At 61.4% G+C, this 18,042-nt stretch carries 20 protein-coding genes and 1 tRNA gene; 13 read left to right on the top strand and 8 right to left on the bottom strand.

Going from position 1 to position 18,042, the window contains the following annotated elements; genetic code table 11:
* The first annotated feature begins 136 nt into the window (after nt 1-136).
* The 5 genes from BM059_RS00005 (at nt 137) to BM059_RS00025 (ending at nt 3,601) form a co-directional block, all read left to right on the top strand.
* Nucleotides 137-490, top strand: a complete 354-nt coding sequence (locus BM059_RS00005) for a hypothetical protein (protein ID WP_074935883.1) — start codon at nt 137-139, stop codon at nt 488-490.
* A gap of 121 nt (nt 491-611) precedes the next feature.
* Nucleotides 612-1,895, top strand: coding sequence for a hypothetical protein (locus tag BM059_RS00010; RefSeq protein ID WP_074935885.1), 1,284 nt, complete (start codon nt 612-614; stop codon nt 1,893-1,895).
* Complete coding sequence (locus BM059_RS00015) at nt 1,892-2,887, top strand: phage integrase (RefSeq protein WP_074935887.1); 996 nt, start codon at nt 1,892-1,894, stop codon at nt 2,885-2,887. Before BM059_RS00010 ends, BM059_RS00015 begins: the two co-directional genes overlap by 4 nt.
* A gap of 52 nt (nt 2,888-2,939) precedes the next feature.
* A complete protein-coding gene (locus BM059_RS00020) occupies nt 2,940-3,182 on the top strand; it encodes a FitA-like ribbon-helix-helix domain-containing protein (RefSeq protein WP_017361254.1) in 243 nt (80 codons plus the stop codon).
* Nucleotides 3,182-3,601 carry a type II toxin-antitoxin system VapC family toxin gene (locus tag BM059_RS00025; protein ID WP_037003908.1) on the top strand — a complete coding sequence of 140 codons (420 nt, stop codon included), beginning with the start codon at nt 3,182-3,184 and terminating at the stop codon, nt 3,599-3,601. Before BM059_RS00020 ends, BM059_RS00025 begins: the two co-directional genes overlap by 1 nt.
* Nucleotides 3,602-3,695: 94 nt before the next feature.
* Here the strand turns inward: BM059_RS00025 and BM059_RS00030 are convergent.
* Nucleotides 3,696-3,772 (bottom strand) — tRNA-Met (locus tag BM059_RS00030).
* A gap of 223 nt (nt 3,773-3,995) precedes the next feature.
* On the opposite strand from BM059_RS00030, the gene BM059_RS00035 reads away from it, so the two are divergent.
* Nucleotides 3,996-4,223, top strand: a complete 228-nt coding sequence (locus BM059_RS00035; protein ID WP_074935890.1) for a hypothetical protein — start codon at nt 3,996-3,998, stop codon at nt 4,221-4,223.
* Here BM059_RS00035 and BM059_RS00040 read toward each other — a convergent pair.
* Complete coding sequence (locus BM059_RS00040) at nt 4,220-4,576, bottom strand: excalibur calcium-binding domain-containing protein (RefSeq protein WP_074935893.1); 357 nt, start codon at nt 4,574-4,576, stop codon at nt 4,220-4,222. The genes BM059_RS00035 and BM059_RS00040 overlap by 4 nt on opposite strands.
* A gap of 138 nt (nt 4,577-4,714) precedes the next feature.
* Here BM059_RS00040 and BM059_RS25345 point away from each other — a divergent pair, with 138 nt between their 5' ends.
* Both BM059_RS25345 and BM059_RS00045 read left to right on the top strand, forming a co-directional pair.
* Nucleotides 4,715-4,879 (top strand): hypothetical protein, encoded by a 165-nt coding sequence (locus BM059_RS25345; protein WP_167364546.1) that lies wholly within the window; start codon nt 4,715-4,717, stop codon nt 4,877-4,879.
* Nucleotides 4,880-4,905: 26 nt separating this feature from the next.
* Nucleotides 4,906-5,352: a hypothetical protein gene (locus BM059_RS00045; protein WP_074935895.1), complete on the top strand. Its 447-nt coding sequence runs from the start codon at nt 4,906-4,908 to the stop codon at nt 5,350-5,352.
* Nucleotides 5,353-5,512: 160 nt separating this feature from the next.
* Here BM059_RS00045 and BM059_RS00050 read toward each other — a convergent pair whose 3' ends face one another.
* Complete coding sequence (locus BM059_RS00050) at nt 5,513-6,427, bottom strand: DMT family transporter (protein ID WP_074935897.1); 915 nt, start codon at nt 6,425-6,427, stop codon at nt 5,513-5,515.
* Nucleotides 6,428-6,703: 276 nt separating this feature from the next.
* Complete coding sequence (locus BM059_RS00055) at nt 6,704-8,629, bottom strand: bifunctional metallophosphatase/5'-nucleotidase (RefSeq protein ID WP_074935899.1); 1,926 nt, start codon at nt 8,627-8,629, stop codon at nt 6,704-6,706.
* 173 nt (nt 8,630-8,802) lie between these two features.
* Here BM059_RS00055 and BM059_RS25350 point away from each other — a divergent pair, with 173 nt between their 5' ends.
* On the top strand, nt 8,803-8,967 hold the full coding sequence (locus BM059_RS25350) for a hypothetical protein (protein WP_003459472.1): 165 nt from the start codon (nt 8,803-8,805) through the stop codon (nt 8,965-8,967).
* A 102-nt stretch (nt 8,968-9,069) separates the two neighbouring features.
* Here BM059_RS25350 and moaE read toward each other — a convergent pair whose 3' ends face one another.
* The 4 genes from moaE to BM059_RS00075 all read right to left on the bottom strand — a co-directional run bounded on the left by moaE (nt 9,070) and on the right by BM059_RS00075 (nt 12,016).
* Nucleotides 9,070-9,525: a molybdopterin synthase catalytic subunit MoaE gene (gene moaE, locus BM059_RS00060; protein WP_037004721.1), complete on the bottom strand. Its 456-nt coding sequence runs from the start codon at nt 9,523-9,525 to the stop codon at nt 9,070-9,072.
* A 119-nt stretch (nt 9,526-9,644) separates the two neighbouring features.
* Nucleotides 9,645-9,887 (bottom strand): MoaD/ThiS family protein, encoded by a 243-nt coding sequence (locus BM059_RS00065; RefSeq protein ID WP_037004723.1) that lies wholly within the window; start codon nt 9,885-9,887, stop codon nt 9,645-9,647.
* Nucleotides 9,884-10,360 (bottom strand): cyclic pyranopterin monophosphate synthase MoaC, encoded by a 477-nt coding sequence (gene moaC / locus BM059_RS00070; protein ID WP_003459465.1) that lies wholly within the window; start codon nt 10,358-10,360, stop codon nt 9,884-9,886. Before moaC ends, BM059_RS00065 begins: the two co-directional genes overlap by 4 nt.
* Before the next feature lie 264 nt (nt 10,361-10,624).
* Nucleotides 10,625-12,016 (bottom strand): PhoH family protein, encoded by a 1,392-nt coding sequence (locus tag BM059_RS00075; RefSeq protein WP_037005508.1) that lies wholly within the window; start codon nt 12,014-12,016, stop codon nt 10,625-10,627.
* A gap of 505 nt (nt 12,017-12,521) precedes the next feature.
* Between BM059_RS00075 and yaaA the strand changes: the two genes are divergently transcribed.
* The 4 genes from yaaA to BM059_RS00095 all read left to right on the top strand — a co-directional run bounded on the left by yaaA (nt 12,522) and on the right by BM059_RS00095 (nt 18,042).
* Nucleotides 12,522-13,301 carry a peroxide stress protein YaaA gene (yaaA, locus tag BM059_RS00080; protein WP_074935901.1) on the top strand — a complete coding sequence of 260 codons (780 nt, stop codon included), beginning with the start codon at nt 12,522-12,524 and terminating at the stop codon, nt 13,299-13,301.
* 707 nt (nt 13,302-14,008) lie between these two features.
* Entirely contained in the window at nt 14,009-15,319 is a 1,311-nt protein-coding gene (gene algD / locus BM059_RS00085; protein ID WP_037005505.1) for a GDP-mannose 6-dehydrogenase, read from the top strand.
* 51 nt (nt 15,320-15,370) lie between these two features.
* On the top strand, nt 15,371-16,852 hold the full coding sequence (gene alg8, locus BM059_RS00090) for a mannuronan synthase (RefSeq protein ID WP_037005503.1): 1,482 nt from the start codon (nt 15,371-15,373) through the stop codon (nt 16,850-16,852).
* A 26-nt stretch (nt 16,853-16,878) separates the two neighbouring features.
* Entirely contained in the window at nt 16,879-18,042 is a 1,164-nt protein-coding gene (locus BM059_RS00095; RefSeq protein ID WP_074935904.1) for an alginate biosynthesis protein Alg44, read from the top strand.

An 18,042-nucleotide genomic window follows, 5' to 3' on the forward strand; every position in this document is an offset into this window, starting at 1 on the left:
TGTGGCGAGTCCTGCGCTTCCTGCTGATACGCGCACTGATGCTGCTGGTGATCTTCTGGTTAATCAGCCGCCTGATGTTCTGGCTGGTGAGCTGAACCACCCCTTCGCCCCGCGTACCTTTGCGGTTCGAGCACTGATGACCACCCAGGCCGAAGGCAAGCCCAGAGAGCTGGGCTTATTCGACGTGATCGACAGCGATGGCCAGGTGCTCGGTCAATCCCTGGCAGACCTTCGCCAGCTCGGCTACCTCGTGCGCATCCTCAGCCCCTGCATGGCCCATATCAGCCACCCCATGGGGTACTCCGGGCATGTCATGTGCCGGGGTCGGCCACCGCAGCGAGACAACAGCGGCAACCGACAGGCAGCTAACGGCATGTCTGCAGCTGCCTCTATCCGCTCGGATAGTTCCAGCCCCTTGCCTTCGATCCGCTCCCCGGTGCCGGTGACGGTAATACCGGATAGCGAATACCCCTCCAGGCCGTGGCGGTGAGCGCGACGCGAGCGAGCGGTTCAGTTCAGAGGGAGCGAGCGGCGCGCAAGCCGCTGACGTCCCTGTAACACGTCAGATAAACGAATTTCAGTAACCACGTTACACCAGAGAGATACAGAGAATGAGCGCACCAAAGGACTACTACCGCATTGATATTGAGACCGGGAAAGAGAACCCGAAAAGTCGTCTGTTCTGTGATCCTCGGGCGGGTGGTTTCGTGGATCTGTCCAGCGTTCGAATCCTGGCCTGTAGCGTCGATACCGTCCGCCAGTTGTATCGAGGCCTGATCCGCCCGGAAATCATGTGTCTCTTCGAGAAGCCAGGAACCATCGTCGATTTCGCTGGCCAGCGTTGGCACTCCGGTCGCGTCAGCAAGGATTCCGGCTACCAGTACAAGCTGCAGAACGCTGACCTCGGGTTCGTCCTGCTCATCAAGAATTTCAACGCCAAAATCGAGAACATCGGTCCACACCTCAAAATCGAAGTGTCACCTCATGCCATCGACACTTTCTCGCCCGAGCGCCTGCAAGAGCGTCTGGACTACTACGCCAGCCACGTGCTGACCAACGTTGAGCGCAACCAGTGCGCGGTTCACCTCGCGCTAGATCTGCAAGGTTGGACGCCCCCTGCTGATCTGGTCGCCCGCATGCACTGCCGCGCTCGATCCGCTCGTGATATCTCCGGCATCAAGGAAATCACCTGGGACACCAAAAGCAGCGTCTACGGACGTGGCGAAACCTACATGTTCGGCTCCGCTGGTGGCGTCCAATTGGCGATCTACAACAAAACCGAGCAAGCCCGAGCTATCGACAAGCTCGACTACTGCGAAGGTGTCTGGAAACGCCGCGACAGCTTCGACGAAGCCGACCCGGACAACTACAACCCGGAACAGGACGTGTGGCGTGTCGAGCTGCGTTACCACCACTCTGTGATCCAGCAATTCGCCTCGGGCTCGTTTGATCTGCACAGCGGCGAAACCATCGAAACCAACAGCTACGCCGCCTTTGCACCGCACCTAGACGGCCTGTGGCGCTATGGCCTGCGCCAGTTCAAGCTGCTGGCTCGCCCTGGCTACTTCGAACCGATTTGGACGCTGATCCGTGACGATGTGCGTGTGGATCTGCCGGTTGATTCCCTGGTGGATGAAACCGAGTACAAGCGCCAATACAAGACCTCGCGGGGCTTCTCGGGCAAGAACGTCGAGTTATTCCTGGGAAACTTCGTCAGCCTGCTGGCTAGGGAGCGAGTGGGCGCAAAAAAGGCTTTCTACCGGCTAAAAGAATGGGAGTGTTGGCCGGTCATTCGCGACCACTACGCCGCAAAAGGCATGGATGAAGACGGGCTGTATAAGCACATCAAAGGCATCCTGGAGGAACGCCATGTGCGTTGGGGGCGTGCTGTATGACGGCCAGGAAAGACGGCAACACCTGGACCGCTGATTTCTACGAAAACGGTCGCTCGGGTCGTCGTATTCGTAAGAAGGGTTTCAAGACCAAGGCCGCAGCCCAGCGCTATGAGTCTGAGTTTTTCGCCAGCCTCAACACTACCGGTCGACCGCTCGACGATCGCCTGTCGGATCTGGTGACGCTCTGGCATGACCTGCACGGCTGCTCGCTCAAGGATGCCAAGCACCGTCTTGCACGCACCCTCGCCACGGTCGAACGCCTCGGCAATCCGATGGCCTCCAACTTCGATGCCCTCGCCTGGGCACGCTATCGCCAGACACGCCTCAAGGACGTCAGCCCGCACACCGTCAACCATGAACAGCGTTACCTGTCGGCGGTCTTCTCCGAACTGATCCGCCTGGGTGCCTGGGCTGGCAACAACCCGTTGGCCAAGGTTCGCCAGATCAAGACCGACCAGACCGAGCTGACGTTTCTGACCTTGCAACAGGTCGAACAACTGCTTGAAGAGTGCAAGCGCTCGACCAACAACCATACGTATCCGGTTGCGCTGATCTGCTTGGCCACAGGCGCCCGATGGGATGAAGCGGAATCCCTGCCACGCGGTGCGCTGTTCGGCGGTAAGGCCCACTTTCACCGGACCAAAAACCGCCAGTCCCGGTCGGTGCCGATCCCCAAAGAGGTCGAAGAGATTGCGTTAAAGGTTGGGATGCCGGGAAATGGCCGATTGTTCATGCCTTGCCGGTCGGCATTCCGATCAGCTTACCAGCGCTGCGGCTTCCACACTCCTGGCCAGATGACCCACATTCTCCGGCACACCTTCGCCAGTCATTACATGATGGGCGGTGGTGACATCCTGGGTCTGCAACGCATCCTCGGGCACTCCACCATCACGATGACCATGCGCTATGCACACCTGTCGCCTGATCATCTGGAGTCGGCGCTACGGCTCTCCCCTCTCAACCAGAGCGGTCATGCCGTGGTATGCGTGTAACTTGCGTGCATGTATGCTATCAATGATTGCACTGAATCCACAGGAGGTAGCCATGGCCGCTATCACTATTCGAAACCTCGACGACGACTTGAAAGCTCAGCTCCGCATTGTTGCGGCTAGCCATGGCCGCTCGATGGAAGAAGAAGTCCGTTTCATCATTCGGCAGGCTCTGTCACGTCAAGAAAAGCGTGGCGGTTTGGGCAGTCGTATTCACTCCCGCTTTGCCGCTGTCGGTGGGGCTGACCTTGAATTGCCAGAGCGCAAAACCAAAGCCCGTGCAGCGAGCTTCGATTAATGATCCTGCTTGATACCAACGTTCTGTCGGAACTCATGCGTGCCAAGCCTGCCCCTCAGGTTCTGGAGTGGGTTGACGCTCAGCCTGCCGGGGATCTGGTAATCACCTCGATCACCGTTGCGGAAATTCTCTATGGCATTGCCAGGATGCCGGACGGTAAGCGCAAGCAAGGATTGCTCGATGTAGCTTCGGTCATGTTCGATGAAGACTTCGCGGGCAACATCCTGCCGTTCGATGCAGATGCCGCTGTGCACTACGCAGAGATAGCCGCAGAAACCGAGGCTAAAGGGCGGGTGGTTGATATGGCCGATGCGCAGATAGCTGCAATTGGTCGGCTACATGATGCCGTGATCGCAACTCGCAATATTCGCCACTTCGAAACGCTGGGCGTTGCCTTGGTAGATCCCTGGAGCAACTAGCCAGGATCTGCCGCTGTAGACAGGGTGTAGTCACTTCGTAGTCACTACCCCAGAAACGACAAAGGGCTAGCCGAAGCTAACCCTTTGAAAAATATGGTGGCTACACCGGGACTTGAACCTGGGACATCAGCATTATGAATGCTGCGCTCTAACCAACTGAGCTATGTAGCCAACGGCGCGCATTTTCCGCGTCTCGCCTACCGCTGTCAACCCCAGATCATCGATAAATTTACGTTTTATCAAGCGGTTAGGCTTCGCGGGTGGCGGCACGCTGAATCGCTCGTTTCTGAGCCTGCGTCGCACCTTCAAACTGCTCGGACGGTGCTTGCGGGGCTGTCGGGCGATGCCGGAAAATCCGCTCCCAGCAGGCTGCAGCGCCGCCGCGCGCTGGCCCATGAACCAGGAGAGCACCTTGAGAGCGAGAGACGATTTCGACGATCTGCGGGCGGAGCGTGATAGGCCGACGCATTACCGCAACGAACCCAACCGCTTCGCCGGGCTGTGGAAGCAGATCGCGATTGGCATCGTCGTCGGCTACAGCGTGCTGGGCATCATCAGTGCGGTCGTCTGGATGCTTATCGCCCAGGTTGCGCTGAGTGGTATGTCGATCACCCTGCCTTAACGCCCGCACCATTGCCCTTCACAGGGCACGCCATCGTTGTCGCCGTCCATCTTGGTGCCGGGGCAGTTGCGCAGAAAGAAGGTGGCTTCGGCGCAGGAGGTCATCTGCGAGCAGTGGGTGCGGCCATCGCAACGATACTGCTTGCTGGCCACCTGGGCCGCAGGCTGGTTGAGCGAGGGTGAGGGGAGCAGGCTGTCCATCGAGAAGCTGGACGCACTAGGCTGGCTGACCACCGGGTTATCCATCACCGAGCCATCGCTGGCGATGTTGCTGATGATCGGGCTGCCGGGCTTGCTCAGGTAGAACTGCCAGAAGGCGGCGCCCAGCAGCAGAATGATGATCAGCTTCTTCATTGCACAGTCCCTTGCCTGTTTCAGTGGTTGCCAGTATTGGCTCGCCGCGCCGACAAAGCCAGGGTTGCGCACTGGCACACTTGCCATCCCCTGCCCGCCTCTTCATCCTGCCCCATTGTTCGCCAAACGAGCCCTGTCATGACGCCCATCCAGAATATCGGCCTGGCGCTATTCGTTGTGCTTTCCATCGGTTTCGCCATCGGCCACAAGACCGAGTGTGGCGATGGCCGCGTGGTGGAAACCTATCTGGCCAAAGGGCTGGCCTCGCAGTTGCTGGGGCATGATCTTTGCCAGCAACCCTGAACACCTCTTCATTAAGGATTGATGCGATGAAAAAGTTCGCCTTGCTTGTCAGCGTTGGCCTGCTTGGAGCCTGCGCCAACCTGGGTTCGCAACCACCGGTGCCGGTTACTTCGCCGGTGGTGCAGGCCTTTCGTGATATCTGCCTGCAGACGGCGCCGAGCTTCGCCGAGGCGCGGCGCATTGCGCGCCAGCATGGCATCACCGAGATGACCGATATGGGCTTTGCCACCATCGGCTTCAATGCGGACAAGAGCCTGAGCATTCAGGTGAAGGTCAGCCACGAATGCGTGGTGACCAGCGAGGCGCAGGAGGATGACACCCTGACTCGTCAGTTACTGAGTGCGGCGGCGATCAATGCCGGCACCACGGTGCCGCGCAAGGTGCCGGTGAAGATGATGATCGCCGGGCAGCCGTTCATCCTGACGCACGACCGCGAAGGCGGTGAGGCCTTCATGATGTTGAAGCCGGAATGAAAGAACTAGCATCCTCTCCCCCGAGCCACGTTCGACGGGGGTGGCCGGCAGACTTACGGCGTTTTCAGCCCTCTCCCCCAACCCCTCTCCCATAAATGGGAGAGGGGAGCAAAGCGCGCAGGACCTTATGTGAACAGCGTTACGCTAATCGGGGGTATTTTCAGGCGCTTTTGCCTGGTCGCGTAGCCAGCAGCAGACCGCCGAAGATCATCGCGGCGCCCAGCCAGTGATAGACCTGCAGGCTCTCGTTCAATAGCACCCAGCCCAGCAACGCAGTGAATACCGGCATGACGTAGTTGGTCAGCGCCGCCTTGGCCGCTCCGATCACGCGGATACCGTGGTTCCAGGCCAGGTAGGCCAGCAGTGAGGCGAATACGGCGGTGTAGGCGACGGCCGAGAGGTTGGCGACGTTGACCGCCAGGTGCTCACCTTGGCTCAGCTCATATAAATAGAAGGGCAGGATCAGCGGCACGCCGAGCAGGATGAACACGCCCAGCAGCGCCAGCGGCGGAATCGGCTGCAGGTACGCCGCCCAGCGCCGCAGCAGCAGCGAATACAACGCCCAGTCGACCACTGCCAGCAACATGATCAGGTCGCCCTGGTTGAACGACAGGCTGGTGATGCGGCTCCACTGGCCATGGCTGATCAATACCGCCAGCCCCGCCACAGCCACCAGCATGCCCCACCAGGCGCGGCGCGCCGGCCATTCGTTGAGCAATAGCCCGGCGCCGATGAAGGTCACCAGCGGCAGGCATGTGTTGACCAGCGAAATGTTGATCGCTGCGGTGGTCTGCGCAGCGCTGTAGAGCAGCGAGTTGTAGCCGGCGATCCCCAGGCCGCCAAGCACCAGCAAACGCCAGCCCGCATGGTAGAGGGCTGCGCGATGACGCCACAGCGGCATGGCGACAAAGGGCAACAACAGCGCCAAAGCCAGGCACCAGCGCCAGAACGATAGGGTGAACGGCGCGATTTCACCGGCGAAGGCGCGCGCCACCAGGGCGTTGCCGGACCAGCAGAGGTTGGCCAGCAGCAGACCGAACAGCGCCAGCGGGCGCGAATGATTGAGTGCGTTCATAGGGCGAGCACCGCAGCGCAGGCGCGGCTTTTATCCGGGCGGGGGTTGGACGGTTGAGCACGGTCACCGAGCAGGCAGTGCTGAGCGATCATTGCGTAGCTTCCGAATCAGTCGGCTTTGCACCATACGGAGGCAGGCAATGCTTGGCAAGCTGGCGCACCAACCCAACGGCGTCATGACGTTCAGGCCGGCACGAGCAGAAAAACATGGACGCATGGTGCGAGCGTGAGGGGCGAGTAGCACGCATTCCCGGTGCGCGCGGCGCCCCCTACGCCGTCAAGGCTGACTGCGACGGCGGCGCAGCGGACGACTCAGCAGCCAGAGAATCAGCAATACGCCGGCGAGGATCACCGCACTGGCGCCCCACTGCATCGGCCCAGCCAGGCGGAACATCTCGACCGGGTGCAGGCTCGGCGCGCGGATCATGCGTTCTTCGGCCGCCACGCCGGTGGTAGGAATATCGGCCAGGCCATCGCCGTCGAGATCCGGCAGGCTGCGGATATGGTCGAGCAGCGCCTGCCACTCCTTGAGTTCCTGCACGCCCTCCTTGTCCGGGTCCTGATCGACGATGGCGTCTTCGATACGCGGCAGTGGACGGCCTTCGGCGTCCTTGGGGATCACCTCGAGCAGGCCCTTGGTCAGTTCCGGCACCAGCCAGGTGAAACTGCCGACGTAGCTGGTGGCGCCGATGCTGTAGAGGCGCGTGTCGTCGAGATCCAGGTCGCGATAGCCGTTGACCGCATCACCAATCTCGATGCGGCTGACACGGTCGAACGGTACGCGCCAGGGGTTGTAGGTGAAGCGCACACCGGACACCCGCGGGTAGTAGCTCTGGCTGTCGCGCAGTTGATAGGCGAGCAGCAGTACCTCCAACAGCGATTTGATTTCGCGCGCGCTGACGTAGGTCTTGATCATCGGGTAGCCGGGTTCGTCGTCGAACTGGCCGATACCCAGCGGGGCGATGCGAAACAGGTCGGAGACGTCCTGCACGCCGTTGCGCCCCTTGAGCAGGTCGTCACGGATAGTGCCATTGCCGGTGAAAGCCAGGTCGGCATCGACCGCATGACGCAGCGCATCGGTCACCAGGTTGGCCAGGGTCTGGTCGGTGAAATCGCGACCCAGGCTCTGGTCGACCTTGGCCAGCTGCTGGTCGAAACGATAGCCCTTGGGCGTGAGCATGCGCTCGCTGACCACCTGCTTGAAGTCTTCCACCTTGGCGGTGATGGCCGCGTCGCCAACGATGCGGTCGTTGACCGGATGCAGGCGGTAGTCGCGCACACGCGGCACGCCGTCGTCGCCGAGGGTCATGCGCAGTTCGCCGAGGTACTGGATTTCCGAACCGGCCTGCACCACCGGGGTGTGCCCATTGACCAGCACCGGCTGCGGCAGCGCCACATGCGAGTGGCCACCAACGACGATATCGATACCCGGCACCTGTTCGACCAGTTCCACTTCCTCGCCGCGCCAACCGCCATCGGCCTGCTGGGTGACGCCCATGTGCGACAGCAGGATAACCACCTCGGCGCCCTCCTCACGCAGCTTGGCCACGGTTTCCTTGGCGGTGGCGACCGGGTCGGCGAAGGTCAGCGGCTTGATCATCGGGCTGACCGCCACGGCGTCGTTGCCGAGCAGACCGAACAGGCCGAAGCGGATGCCACCGCGTTCGATCAGCTTGTACGGCAGGATGCGCCCGGCGTCTGCGTGCGCCTGGAGGCTGTCGTCGGCCTTGCTGGCCGGATCGAAACGCATGTTGCTCGACAGCAGCGGTACCAGTGCGTCGCCCTTGGCCTTGTGCGCGGCGCTGATCATCGCGGCGAGGCCTGCCGGGCGGAAGTCGAATTCGTGGTTGCCGATCACTGCGGCGTCGTAACCCAGCTCGCTCATCAGGCGCAGTTCGCTGCCCATCTCGCGGGCGATGGTGTGAAACAGCGTGCCCATGGTGAAGTCGCCGCCGTCGAGCAGCAGCAGGGGCTCTTCGCCGGCGGCCGCGCGGCGCTCATTCAACAAGGTGGCCAGCCGTGCGACGCCGCCGACGGTGTCGTCATCGTTCACCGTTGCCGGGGTGTATTCGTTGTTGGGGCCGAAACCGAGCAGGCGCGACTGCCAGTCATTGCTGTGCAGGATGGTGAAACTGCGCTCGGCAGCGGCCAGCGGCGTGGCGGCCAACAGGCCGGCGAGCAGGAGTGAGGGGAACAGGCGCATGGACGATCCTTGACGATGACTGCGCACAGTATGGAGCAGGCCATGACGCCAGACAGCGACCAATCGAGACGCCCTTTGTCGCCAATCGAGTCAGGCATTCATTGCCCCAGGTCAGCCCCCAACCCGGACGGAAGGACTAGGCTGTAATCAGGACAGCGAAGTGGAGAAGAGCCATGGACCACTATCACCTGATGTTGATGCTGCTGATTGGCGGTTTTCTGCTGCTGGGCGTCGGCTTCAACTTCCGCGAGCACGAATGGGGCGTACGCGTGCTGGGCCTGGGCGTATTGCTGATGCTGGTGCCGATTGCGCTGCGGGTGCATCTGGCGCTGGCGTAGGGTTCAGGTCAGCGTAGGGTGCGCCATGCGCACCGGACGATATTGATGGTGTCGCGATTCATTCGGCACAGTGTTGCGAAGAGCCGGTGCGCGCGGCGCACCCTACGGGCGTTGCCAGCGCTCGGCGGCGCTCTGGTCGCTGCAGCGGCCTTCGACCCAGCGCGGGCCTTGGCTGGTGTCTTCCTTCTTCCAGAACGGCGCGCGGGTCTTCAGGTAATCCATGATGAAGTTGCAGGCATCGAACGACGCCTGCCGATGGGCGCTGCTGGTACCAACGAAGACGATAGGCTCGCCCGGCTCCAGGCGGCCAATACGGTGGATGATCTCGATGCCCAACAGCGGCCAGCGCTCGCGCGCCTCCTCGGCGATCCTGGCCAGGGCCTTTTCGGTCATGCCTGGGAAGTGTTCGAGAAACATGCCACCGACTTCGCGTCCTTCATTGAAATCGCGCACGTAGCCGACGAAGGTGACCACCGCGCCGATACCAAGGTTGGCGGCATGCAGGGCGTTGAGCTCGGTGCCGGGATCGAAGGGTTGGCTTTGTACGCGGATGGTCATGGGCGTCTCGTTCGCTGGGAGCTGCGGTCGGCGGAATAATTGGTGGGCTGAAACGGAACGCCGCCCGGCCCACCCTACAGGTTGAAGCGGAACGCCGCACGGCCGCTCCTACACCGGTATCAACCGCCTGTCACGGTGGGGAAGAAGGCCACTTCATCGCCTTCGGCCAGTGGTTCGTCGAGGCTGCACAGTTCCTGATTGCGTGCGCACATCAGGTTCTGCTCGCCCAGCACTTCCCATTCGTCACCACGGGCCACCAGGTGCAGGCGCAGGTCGTCGAGGGTGGCGAAGTCACCGCTGAGTTGTTCGTCGTCACGGCCCAGGGCTTCACGGTAGCGGGCGAAATACTGCACTCGGATCATGCTTGCTCCTCCAGCTTGTAGTGACCGCTCTTGCCGCCGAGCTTCTCCAGCAAGCGTACTTGCTCGATGACCATGCCGCGATCCACGGCCTTGCACATGTCATAAATAGTCAGCGCAGCGACGCTGGCGGCCGTCAGTGCTTCCATCTCGACACCGGTTTGCCCCGACAGTTTGCAGCGCGCGGTGATATGCACGCTGTCATCGCCCTCGGCACGCAGCTCGACCTTGACGCCGGTGAGCATCAGCGGGTGGCACAGGGGGATCAGATCGCTGGTTTTCTTCGCGGCCTGGATGCCGGCGATGCGCGCCACGGCGAACACGTCGCCCTTGGGATGCTCGCCAGCGACGATCATCTGCAGGGTGGCGGGCAGCATGCGCACGCGCGCTTCGGCGGTGGCTTCGCGGAAGGTGGTCGCCTTGTCGGTGACGTCGACCATGTGCGCGCGGCCTTGGGAATCGAGATGGGTCAGCACGGGAAAGCTCCTGGCGGTAATCGGCCGATTGTAAACCTGCAAGTCAGGATTTCGTAGCCTGGATGAAGTCCGGGGCCAGAGCGGCAAAAATCCCCGGATTTCATCCGGGCTACTGACTGCATCCGGCTACATAACTGTAGGCGCGGATTTATCCGCGATCATCGCAGCTGAAGCCGCTCCCACGGGACCTGTAGAGATTCTTTGATGCAGACTAAAACGCCCCTGCTCTTGCGAGCAGGGGCGCCAGTGTTTAACAGCTGGGGGTTACATATGGGTTTCCGCGTACTCCGCGAGGATCGAGCGCGGTACGCCTTGCAGGGTGATGTGCACGCCGTGCGGGAAGTCCTTGAAGCGTTCGGTGAGGTAGGTCAGGCCCGAGCTGGGCGCGGACAGGTAGGGGGTGTCGATCTGCGCCAGGTTGCCCAGGCACACCACCTTCGAGCCGTTACCGGCACGGGTGATGATGGTCTTCATCTGGTGCGGGGTGAGGTTCTGGCATTCGTCGATGAGGATCAGGCTCTGCTGGAAGCTGCGCCCGCGGATGTAGTTGAGCGATTTGAACTGCAGCGGCACCTTCTGCAGGATGTAGTCGACGCTGCCGTGGGTGCTCTCGTCCTCCATATGCAGCGCTTCGAGGTTGTCGGTAATCGCGCCGAGCCAAGGCTCCATCTTCTCCGCTTCGGTACCGGGCAAAAAGCCGATCTCCTGATCCAGCCCCTGCACGCTGCGGGTGGCGATGATGCGCCGATAACGCTTGCTGACCATGGTTTGTTCGATGGCCGCAGCCAGCGCCAGGATGGTCTTGCCCGAGCCGGCGGCGCCGGACAGGTTGACCAGGTGGATGTCCGGGTCGAGCAAGGCGAACAGCGCCAGCGCCTGATGGATGTCGCGCGGTTTCAGGCCCCAGGCTTCCTGATGCAGCAGCGGCTCCTGGTGCATGTCGAGGATCACCAGTTCGTCGCCCTTGATCGCCTTGATCCAGCCGACGAAGCCCTGCTCATCGAGGATGAACTCGTTGACGTGCACGGCCGGCAGGTTGTCGGTGAGTTGCACGCGGTGCCAGGTACGGCCGTGGTCCTGACGGGTGTCGACCTTGCTCACGCGATCCCAGAACGAGCCGGGCATGTCGTGATACCCCTTCGACAGCAGCGAGACGTCATCGACCAGTTGGTCGGTGTGGTAGTCCTCAGCGTCGATCCCGCAGGCACGCGCCTTCAGGCGCATGTTGATGTCCTTGGTCACCAGCACCACGGACAGGCCCGGGTTGCGTGATTTCAGTTCCACCAACTGGTTGATGATTTTGTTGTCGTTGAGGTTCTCCGGTAACCAGGTGACCGGCGCCGCACTCTTGCTCATGAGAATGGAAAGACGACCGCAAGGGCCGCTCTTGCCGCGCTGGATGGGTACCCCGTACTCGACGTCCTCGGGTTCGGCGCCGGCGAGAATCTGATCGATCAGGCGGATGGCCTGGCGACATTCGGCGGCGACGCCATGCTTGCCGGACTTCAGTTTGTCGAGTTCCTCCAACACCGTCATCGGGATGGCGACGTGGTGTTCTTCGAAGTTGAGCAAGGCGTTGGGATCGTGGATCAGAACATTGGTGTCGAGGGCGTAGAGGGTTGGAGCGGTGGGCTTGGAGCGTCCGTGGTCATCCATACTCGGTCACCTTCTTGTAGTAGCCAGGCGACGCAATACCTGGGCGGTGCTGCGCCGGACAGAGACCGCCGACTTTTTCAAGTCGGGGCCGAAAGGTGGCAAGCAAGGTGAGGGCCAATGGCCGCCACCTGTCTGCAGGTTTCGGCGGTCTTGCTTTTTTATTACTCCAATTCACATGACAGAAAAACGTTTTTTTTCCGCCATGCAGGTTTATTTGCAGACGCAACAGATAGTGCTTGGCGTGTCGCCAGCTCCCCGTTAAAGTCCGAAGTCCTACCTGCTGTAACCCGCCTCGCTTACCCGCCCCCACTTGCAGCACACCGCGCCAATCAGGTGCAAGGCACCCATTCGCGTCGCCACCAATCTGCCGTCAGAATCGGTTCATTCGCGAGCAGAGCTCGCTCCTACAACAGCCGCGAATCTGTTCCTCTCAATCGCCCCGATAGGTGGTCTTGCCGCCCCCTGACCTCTAGAATCGCCGTCACGCTTTCTGGAGACTCCGCACATGCTGATGGTGATTTCACCGGCCAAGACCCTCGACTACGAGACGCCGCCCGCTACCCCTCGTTTCACCCAACCCGAGCACCTCGACCACGCCCAGGAACTGATCGAGCAACTGCGCGACTTCAGCCCGGCGCAGATCGCCGAGCTCATGCATCTGTCGGACAAGCTTGCCGGCCTCAATGCCGCGCGTTTCGGTAGCTGGGAACGGCCGTTCAACCCGTCCAACGCCAAGCAGGCGCTGCTGGCGTTCAAGGGCGACGTGTACACTGGGCTCAATGCCGAGGATTTCTCCGAAGACGACTTCGACTTCGCCCAGACTCACCTGCGCATGCTCTCCGGCCTGTATGGCGTGCTGCGCCCGCTGGACCTGATGCAGGCCTACCGCCTGGAAATGGGCACCAAACTGGCCAACGGCCGCGGCAAGGATCTGTACGCCTTCTGGGGCGAGCGCATCAGCGGCTGGCTGAATGAAGCGCTGGCTGCCCAGGGCGATGACGTGCTGCTCAACCTGGCCTCCAATGAGTACTTCGGCGCAGTCAAGCGCAAGGCACTGAACGCACGCCTCATCGACACCGAGTTCAAGGACCTGAAGAACGGCCAGTACAAGATCATCAGCTTCTACGCCAAGAAGGCCCGCGGCCTGATGGCGCGCTACGTGATCAAGGAGCGCCTGACCAACCCTGAAGGCCTGAAGGACTTCAACTATCAGGGCTACCGTTATTCGGCCGAGCATTCCAAAGCCGACAGCCTGGTTTTCCTGCGCGACCAGCCGCAAGACTGACCCCTCCTCCAGCCAAGCCCATGCACCGCTCATCGGTTGCCGCATGGGCTTGGCCGCTGCGCTTGCCCTCTTCCGCCTCTCTCTCGCCTGCCGCTTCGCTGCAGCGCGAGCGTTGCGCTTGCCCGTGGTTCCTGCGACCACATGCCTGCACCTGAAAACCTGCTGGGCGTCACACTTTCAGCGCAACTGCACTTCTTCGCGAACTTATTGCACCACTTAGTTATCCGATAGTTTCAAGCCTATTAATGAACATATTGCCATCATGCATTTTGCAACTTGCCATTATATTGCAATCAAATTAGTCGTTCAGCTCCGGTTCAGCTTCAGGACGAACGGTAGGAACTATCCGAAAGGGCCGCCACTCATACAGCCCGTAACACATTTCAATACATAACTTTCTGAACACTTGAACCTGCCAGATAGCGAATTAACTTTCGCCGGACAGCTTCACCCCAACGAAAGTTAGCGCGTTTCAAATGGAGATATAGCAACCCGCCACAGTACCGCGATAGAGGCCTCAAGCAAGGCCAAAGCAAACATATCAAAGGGCCACCTGCTTATATAAAGGCCCGCACTTGGTGCCACTTCCGGTGCCCACTCTACTTATGCCTGAATGAACTTGCTTACCTTAAAACAGCAAGTTCACGGATTAGTTTTGGCCAAATGGCCAGTATTTGAAACTGCATCGAACGGACGAGGTTAATACCATGCGAATCAGTATCTTTGGTTTGGGTTATGTAGGTGCTGTTTGTGCCGGCTGTTTGTCGGCACGGGGTCACGACGTGATTGGCGTGGATATCTCCGCGAACAAGATCGACCTGATCAATAACGGCAAATCGCCCATCGTTGAACCGGGCCTGGAAGAACTGCTGCAACAGGGGCTGCGTCAGGGTCGCCTGCGTGGCACCACCGATGTCGCTGCTGCCGTTCTGGAAAGCGATGTGTCGTTCATCTGCGTCGGTACGCCGAGCAAGAAGAACGGCGACCTTGAACTGAACTACATCGAAGGCGTGTGCCGCGAGATCGGCATGGCCATGCGCGACAAGAACGAGCGCCACACCGTGGTGGTACGCAGCACCGTGCTGCCGGGCACCGCCAAGAACGTGGTACTGCCGATTCTCGAAGACTGCTCGGGCAAGAAGGCTGGCGTCGATTTCGGCCTGGCGGTGAACCCCGAGTTCCTTCGCGAAAGCACCGCGATCAAGGACTACGACTTCCCGCCGATGACTGTCATCGGTGAGCTGGACACCGCCTCCGGTGACCTGCTGGCCAGCATCTACGAAGAGCTCGACGCGCCGATCATCCGCAAGGACATCGAAGTCGCCGAGATGATCAAGTACACCTGCAACGTCTGGCACGCCGCCAAGGTCACCTTCGCCAACGAGATCGGCAACATCGCCAAGGCAGTCGGCGTCGACGGTCGCGAGGTGATGGACGTGGTCTGCCAGGATCACAAACTCAACCTCTCCAAGTACTACATGAAGCCCGGCTTCGCCTTCGGCGGCTCCTGCCTGCCCAAGGACGTGCGCGCCCTGAACTACCGCGCCGGCAGCCTGGACGTGGACGCGCCGCTGATCGGCTCGCTGATGCGCAGCAACGCCGCCCAGGTGCAGAAGGCCTTCGACATCATCGCCAGCCATGACTCGCGCAAGGTCGCCCTGCTCGGCCTGAGCTTCAAGGCCGGCACCGATGACCTGCGCGAAAGCCCACAGGTGGAACTCGCGGAAATGCTCATCGGCAAGGGCTTCGACCTGAGCATCTACGACCGCAACGTCGAGTACGCCCGCGTCCACGGCGCCAACAAGGATTACATCGAGTCGAAGATTCCGCACGTTTCCTCGCTGCTCAACAGTGACCTCGAAGACGTGGTGGCCAAGGCCGACATCATCGTCCTGGGCAACAGCGACGAGCGCTTCGCCAAGCTCGCCGAACAGGCGCCAAGCGGCAAGCGAGTGATCGACCTGGTCGGTTTCATGCCCCACGCCAGCAACGGCGTGGCCGAAGGCATCTGCTGGTAAGGGCCCGAGCGTACCTGCACGCCCAGCGCGTGCAGGTACTCGGAGACGCATATGGACAAGCTCAAGAACGGCCTCAACCAAGCCAGCGGCTGGATGCTCTATCTCAGCCTGCTGATGCTGCTGGCACTGGCCCTGCCACGCACGGTGTTCGACCCCGAGTCGCGGGACTTCCTCCTGCTCATCGGCATCGTCGGCATCTGGCGCTATTCCATGGGGGCCATGCACTTCGTGCGCGGCTGCCTGTTCCTTTACCTGGTGTACCCCTGGTATCGCCGCAAGGTTACAAAACTCGGCAAGGACGCCGACCCCTCTCATGTGTATCTGCTGGTCACCAGCTTTCGCATCGAGGCGCTGACCACCGCCATGGTCTACCGCTCGGTGATTCGCGAAGCCATAGACTGCGGTTACCCCTGCACGGTGGTGTGCTCAATCGTCGAGCTCTCCGACGAGTTGTTGATCAAGAACCTCTGGGCCCAGGCCGAGCCGCCGGCGCATGTCAGCCTGGACATCGTACGCATTCCCGGTACCGGCAAGCGCGATGGTCTGGCCCATGGTTTCCGCGCCATTTCCCGGCAGATGCCGGACCGCGATGCGGTGGTGGCGGTGATCGACGGCGACACCGTGCTCGAAGCAGACGTGGTGAAGAAGACCGTACCCTGGTTCAAGCTCTTCCCCAACGTCGGCGGGCTGACCACCAACGAGTTCTGCGAGGTACGCGGCAGCTACCTGATGAGCGAGTGGCACAAGCTGCGCTTCGCCCAGCGCCACCTCAACATGTGCTCGATGGCACTTTCCAAGCGCGTGCTGACCATGACCGGGCGTATGTCGGTGTTCCGCGCCAGCGTGGTGACCGACCCCGAGTTCATCCGCGACGTGGAAAGCGATCACCTGGAACACTGGCGCCTCGGCCGCTTTCAGTTCCTCACCGGTGACGACAAGTCCAGCTGGTACAGCCTGATGCGCCTGGGCTACGACACCTTCTACGTGCCGGACGCCGCCATCAACACGGTCGAGCACCCGCCGGAAAAGAGCTTCATCAAGGCCAGCCGCAAGCTGATGTTCCGCTGGTACGGCAACAACCTGCGGCAGAACTCGCGCGCCCTGCGTCTGGGCATGGGTCGCCTTGGCGCCTTCACCAGCCTGGTGCTGTTCGACCAGCGCGTATCCATGTGGACCTGCCTGCTGGGCCTATGCGTGGCGATCATCGCCAGCGTCAAGTACAGCCTGATGTACCTGCTGATCTACCTGCTGTGGATCGGCAGCACACGCCTGGTTTTGACATTGCTGCTGATGCTCTCCGGGCATCGCATCGGCCCGGCCTACCCGGCGCTGCTCTATTACAACCAGATCGTCGGCGCGCTGGTGAAGATCTACGTGTTCTTCCGCCTCGACCAGCAATCCTGGACGCGCCAGAACACCAAGCTCAACCGTGGCCTGTCCAGCTTCGCCAACTGGTTCAACAGCTGGTCGTCGCGTGCCATGACTTTCTCTGCCGCCTCTGTCTTCATCGCCGCGCTGCTGGCGCTGGTGTGACCGTACTCGAATAGGAATTAGCCACCATGAACTCCGTCGCCAATCACAACGTCGTCCATGAGTCCGAGGCCCAGCGCCAGCATGCCCGCGTCAAGCTGCCAGGGCGTTTGCGCTTCACCAATGCCAAGGGCGAACGCATCGATGCGCGCCTGCAGGATGTCTCTGCCGGCGGCTTCAGCTTCACCAACGAAAAGACCACGCACAAGGTCGGTGACTTCCATCGCGGCCAACTGCAGTTCCAGCTCGACAGCCTGGTGTTGGGCCTGGACGTCGAGTTTCAGGTCAACTCGGTGCAGCCCGAGCACAACCGCATCGGCTGCCAGTTCCATGGCGTCGGCGCCCGCGAGACCGCGGCTCTGCGCCACCTGATCAGCAGCCACCTGGCCGGCGAGCTGGTCAACGTCGGCGAGGTGCTGCACATCCTCCAGCGCGACAACTTCACCAAGGCGCGCAAGAACGGCAGCGGTGGCGGCATGGGTATGTTCGGCCGCTTGCGCGCGGTGACCTTCAGCGGCGCGATCTTCCTTATCGGCCTGGCCGCCTTCGGTTACATCGGCAAGTCGATCTACGGCCTGTACTTCGTCACGCATGCGCAGTCGGCGCAGATCAGCCTGCCGGCACTGCAGGTGACCATGCCGCGTGAAGGCAGCGTGCAGAGCCTGGCGCAGCCCGATGGCATCGTCGAGAAAGGCGCACCGATCGCCACCTTCACCACCAGCATGCTGGAAATGCTCAAGGGCCACCTGGGCGATGACCAGCTCGAGCCGAGCCAGATCGAAGCGCTGTTCGCCCGCGAGATGCAGGGCACCCTGACCAGCCCGTGCAACTGCAAGATCTCCCGTCAGTTGGTGGCCGACGGCCAGTTCGCCAGCAAGGGCGACGTGATCTTCGAACTGGTGCCACAAGACGGCATCGCCACCGTCGCCGCCAGCTTCCCTTACCGCCATCTGGAGCAGGCACGCCCCGGCACGCCGGTGACCTTCAAGGTCGCGGGCGAAGACCAGGCACGTCGTGGCGAGATCGTCAGCAGCACGCTGCATGACGGCGGCCTGAGCTCGGACATCCGCGTGGTGATCCAGCCCGAAGAAACCCTGCCGGCCAGCCTCGCCGGACAACCGGTGGACGTGGTCATCGACCGTGGCCCATCGCTGAACTGGCTGGTCGATCGCGCCGTCGCGGCAGGTCGATAA

Source organism: Ectopseudomonas composti, from assembly GCF_900115475.1.
GTDB classification, from domain to species: domain Bacteria; phylum Pseudomonadota; class Gammaproteobacteria; order Pseudomonadales; family Pseudomonadaceae; genus Aquipseudomonas; species Aquipseudomonas composti.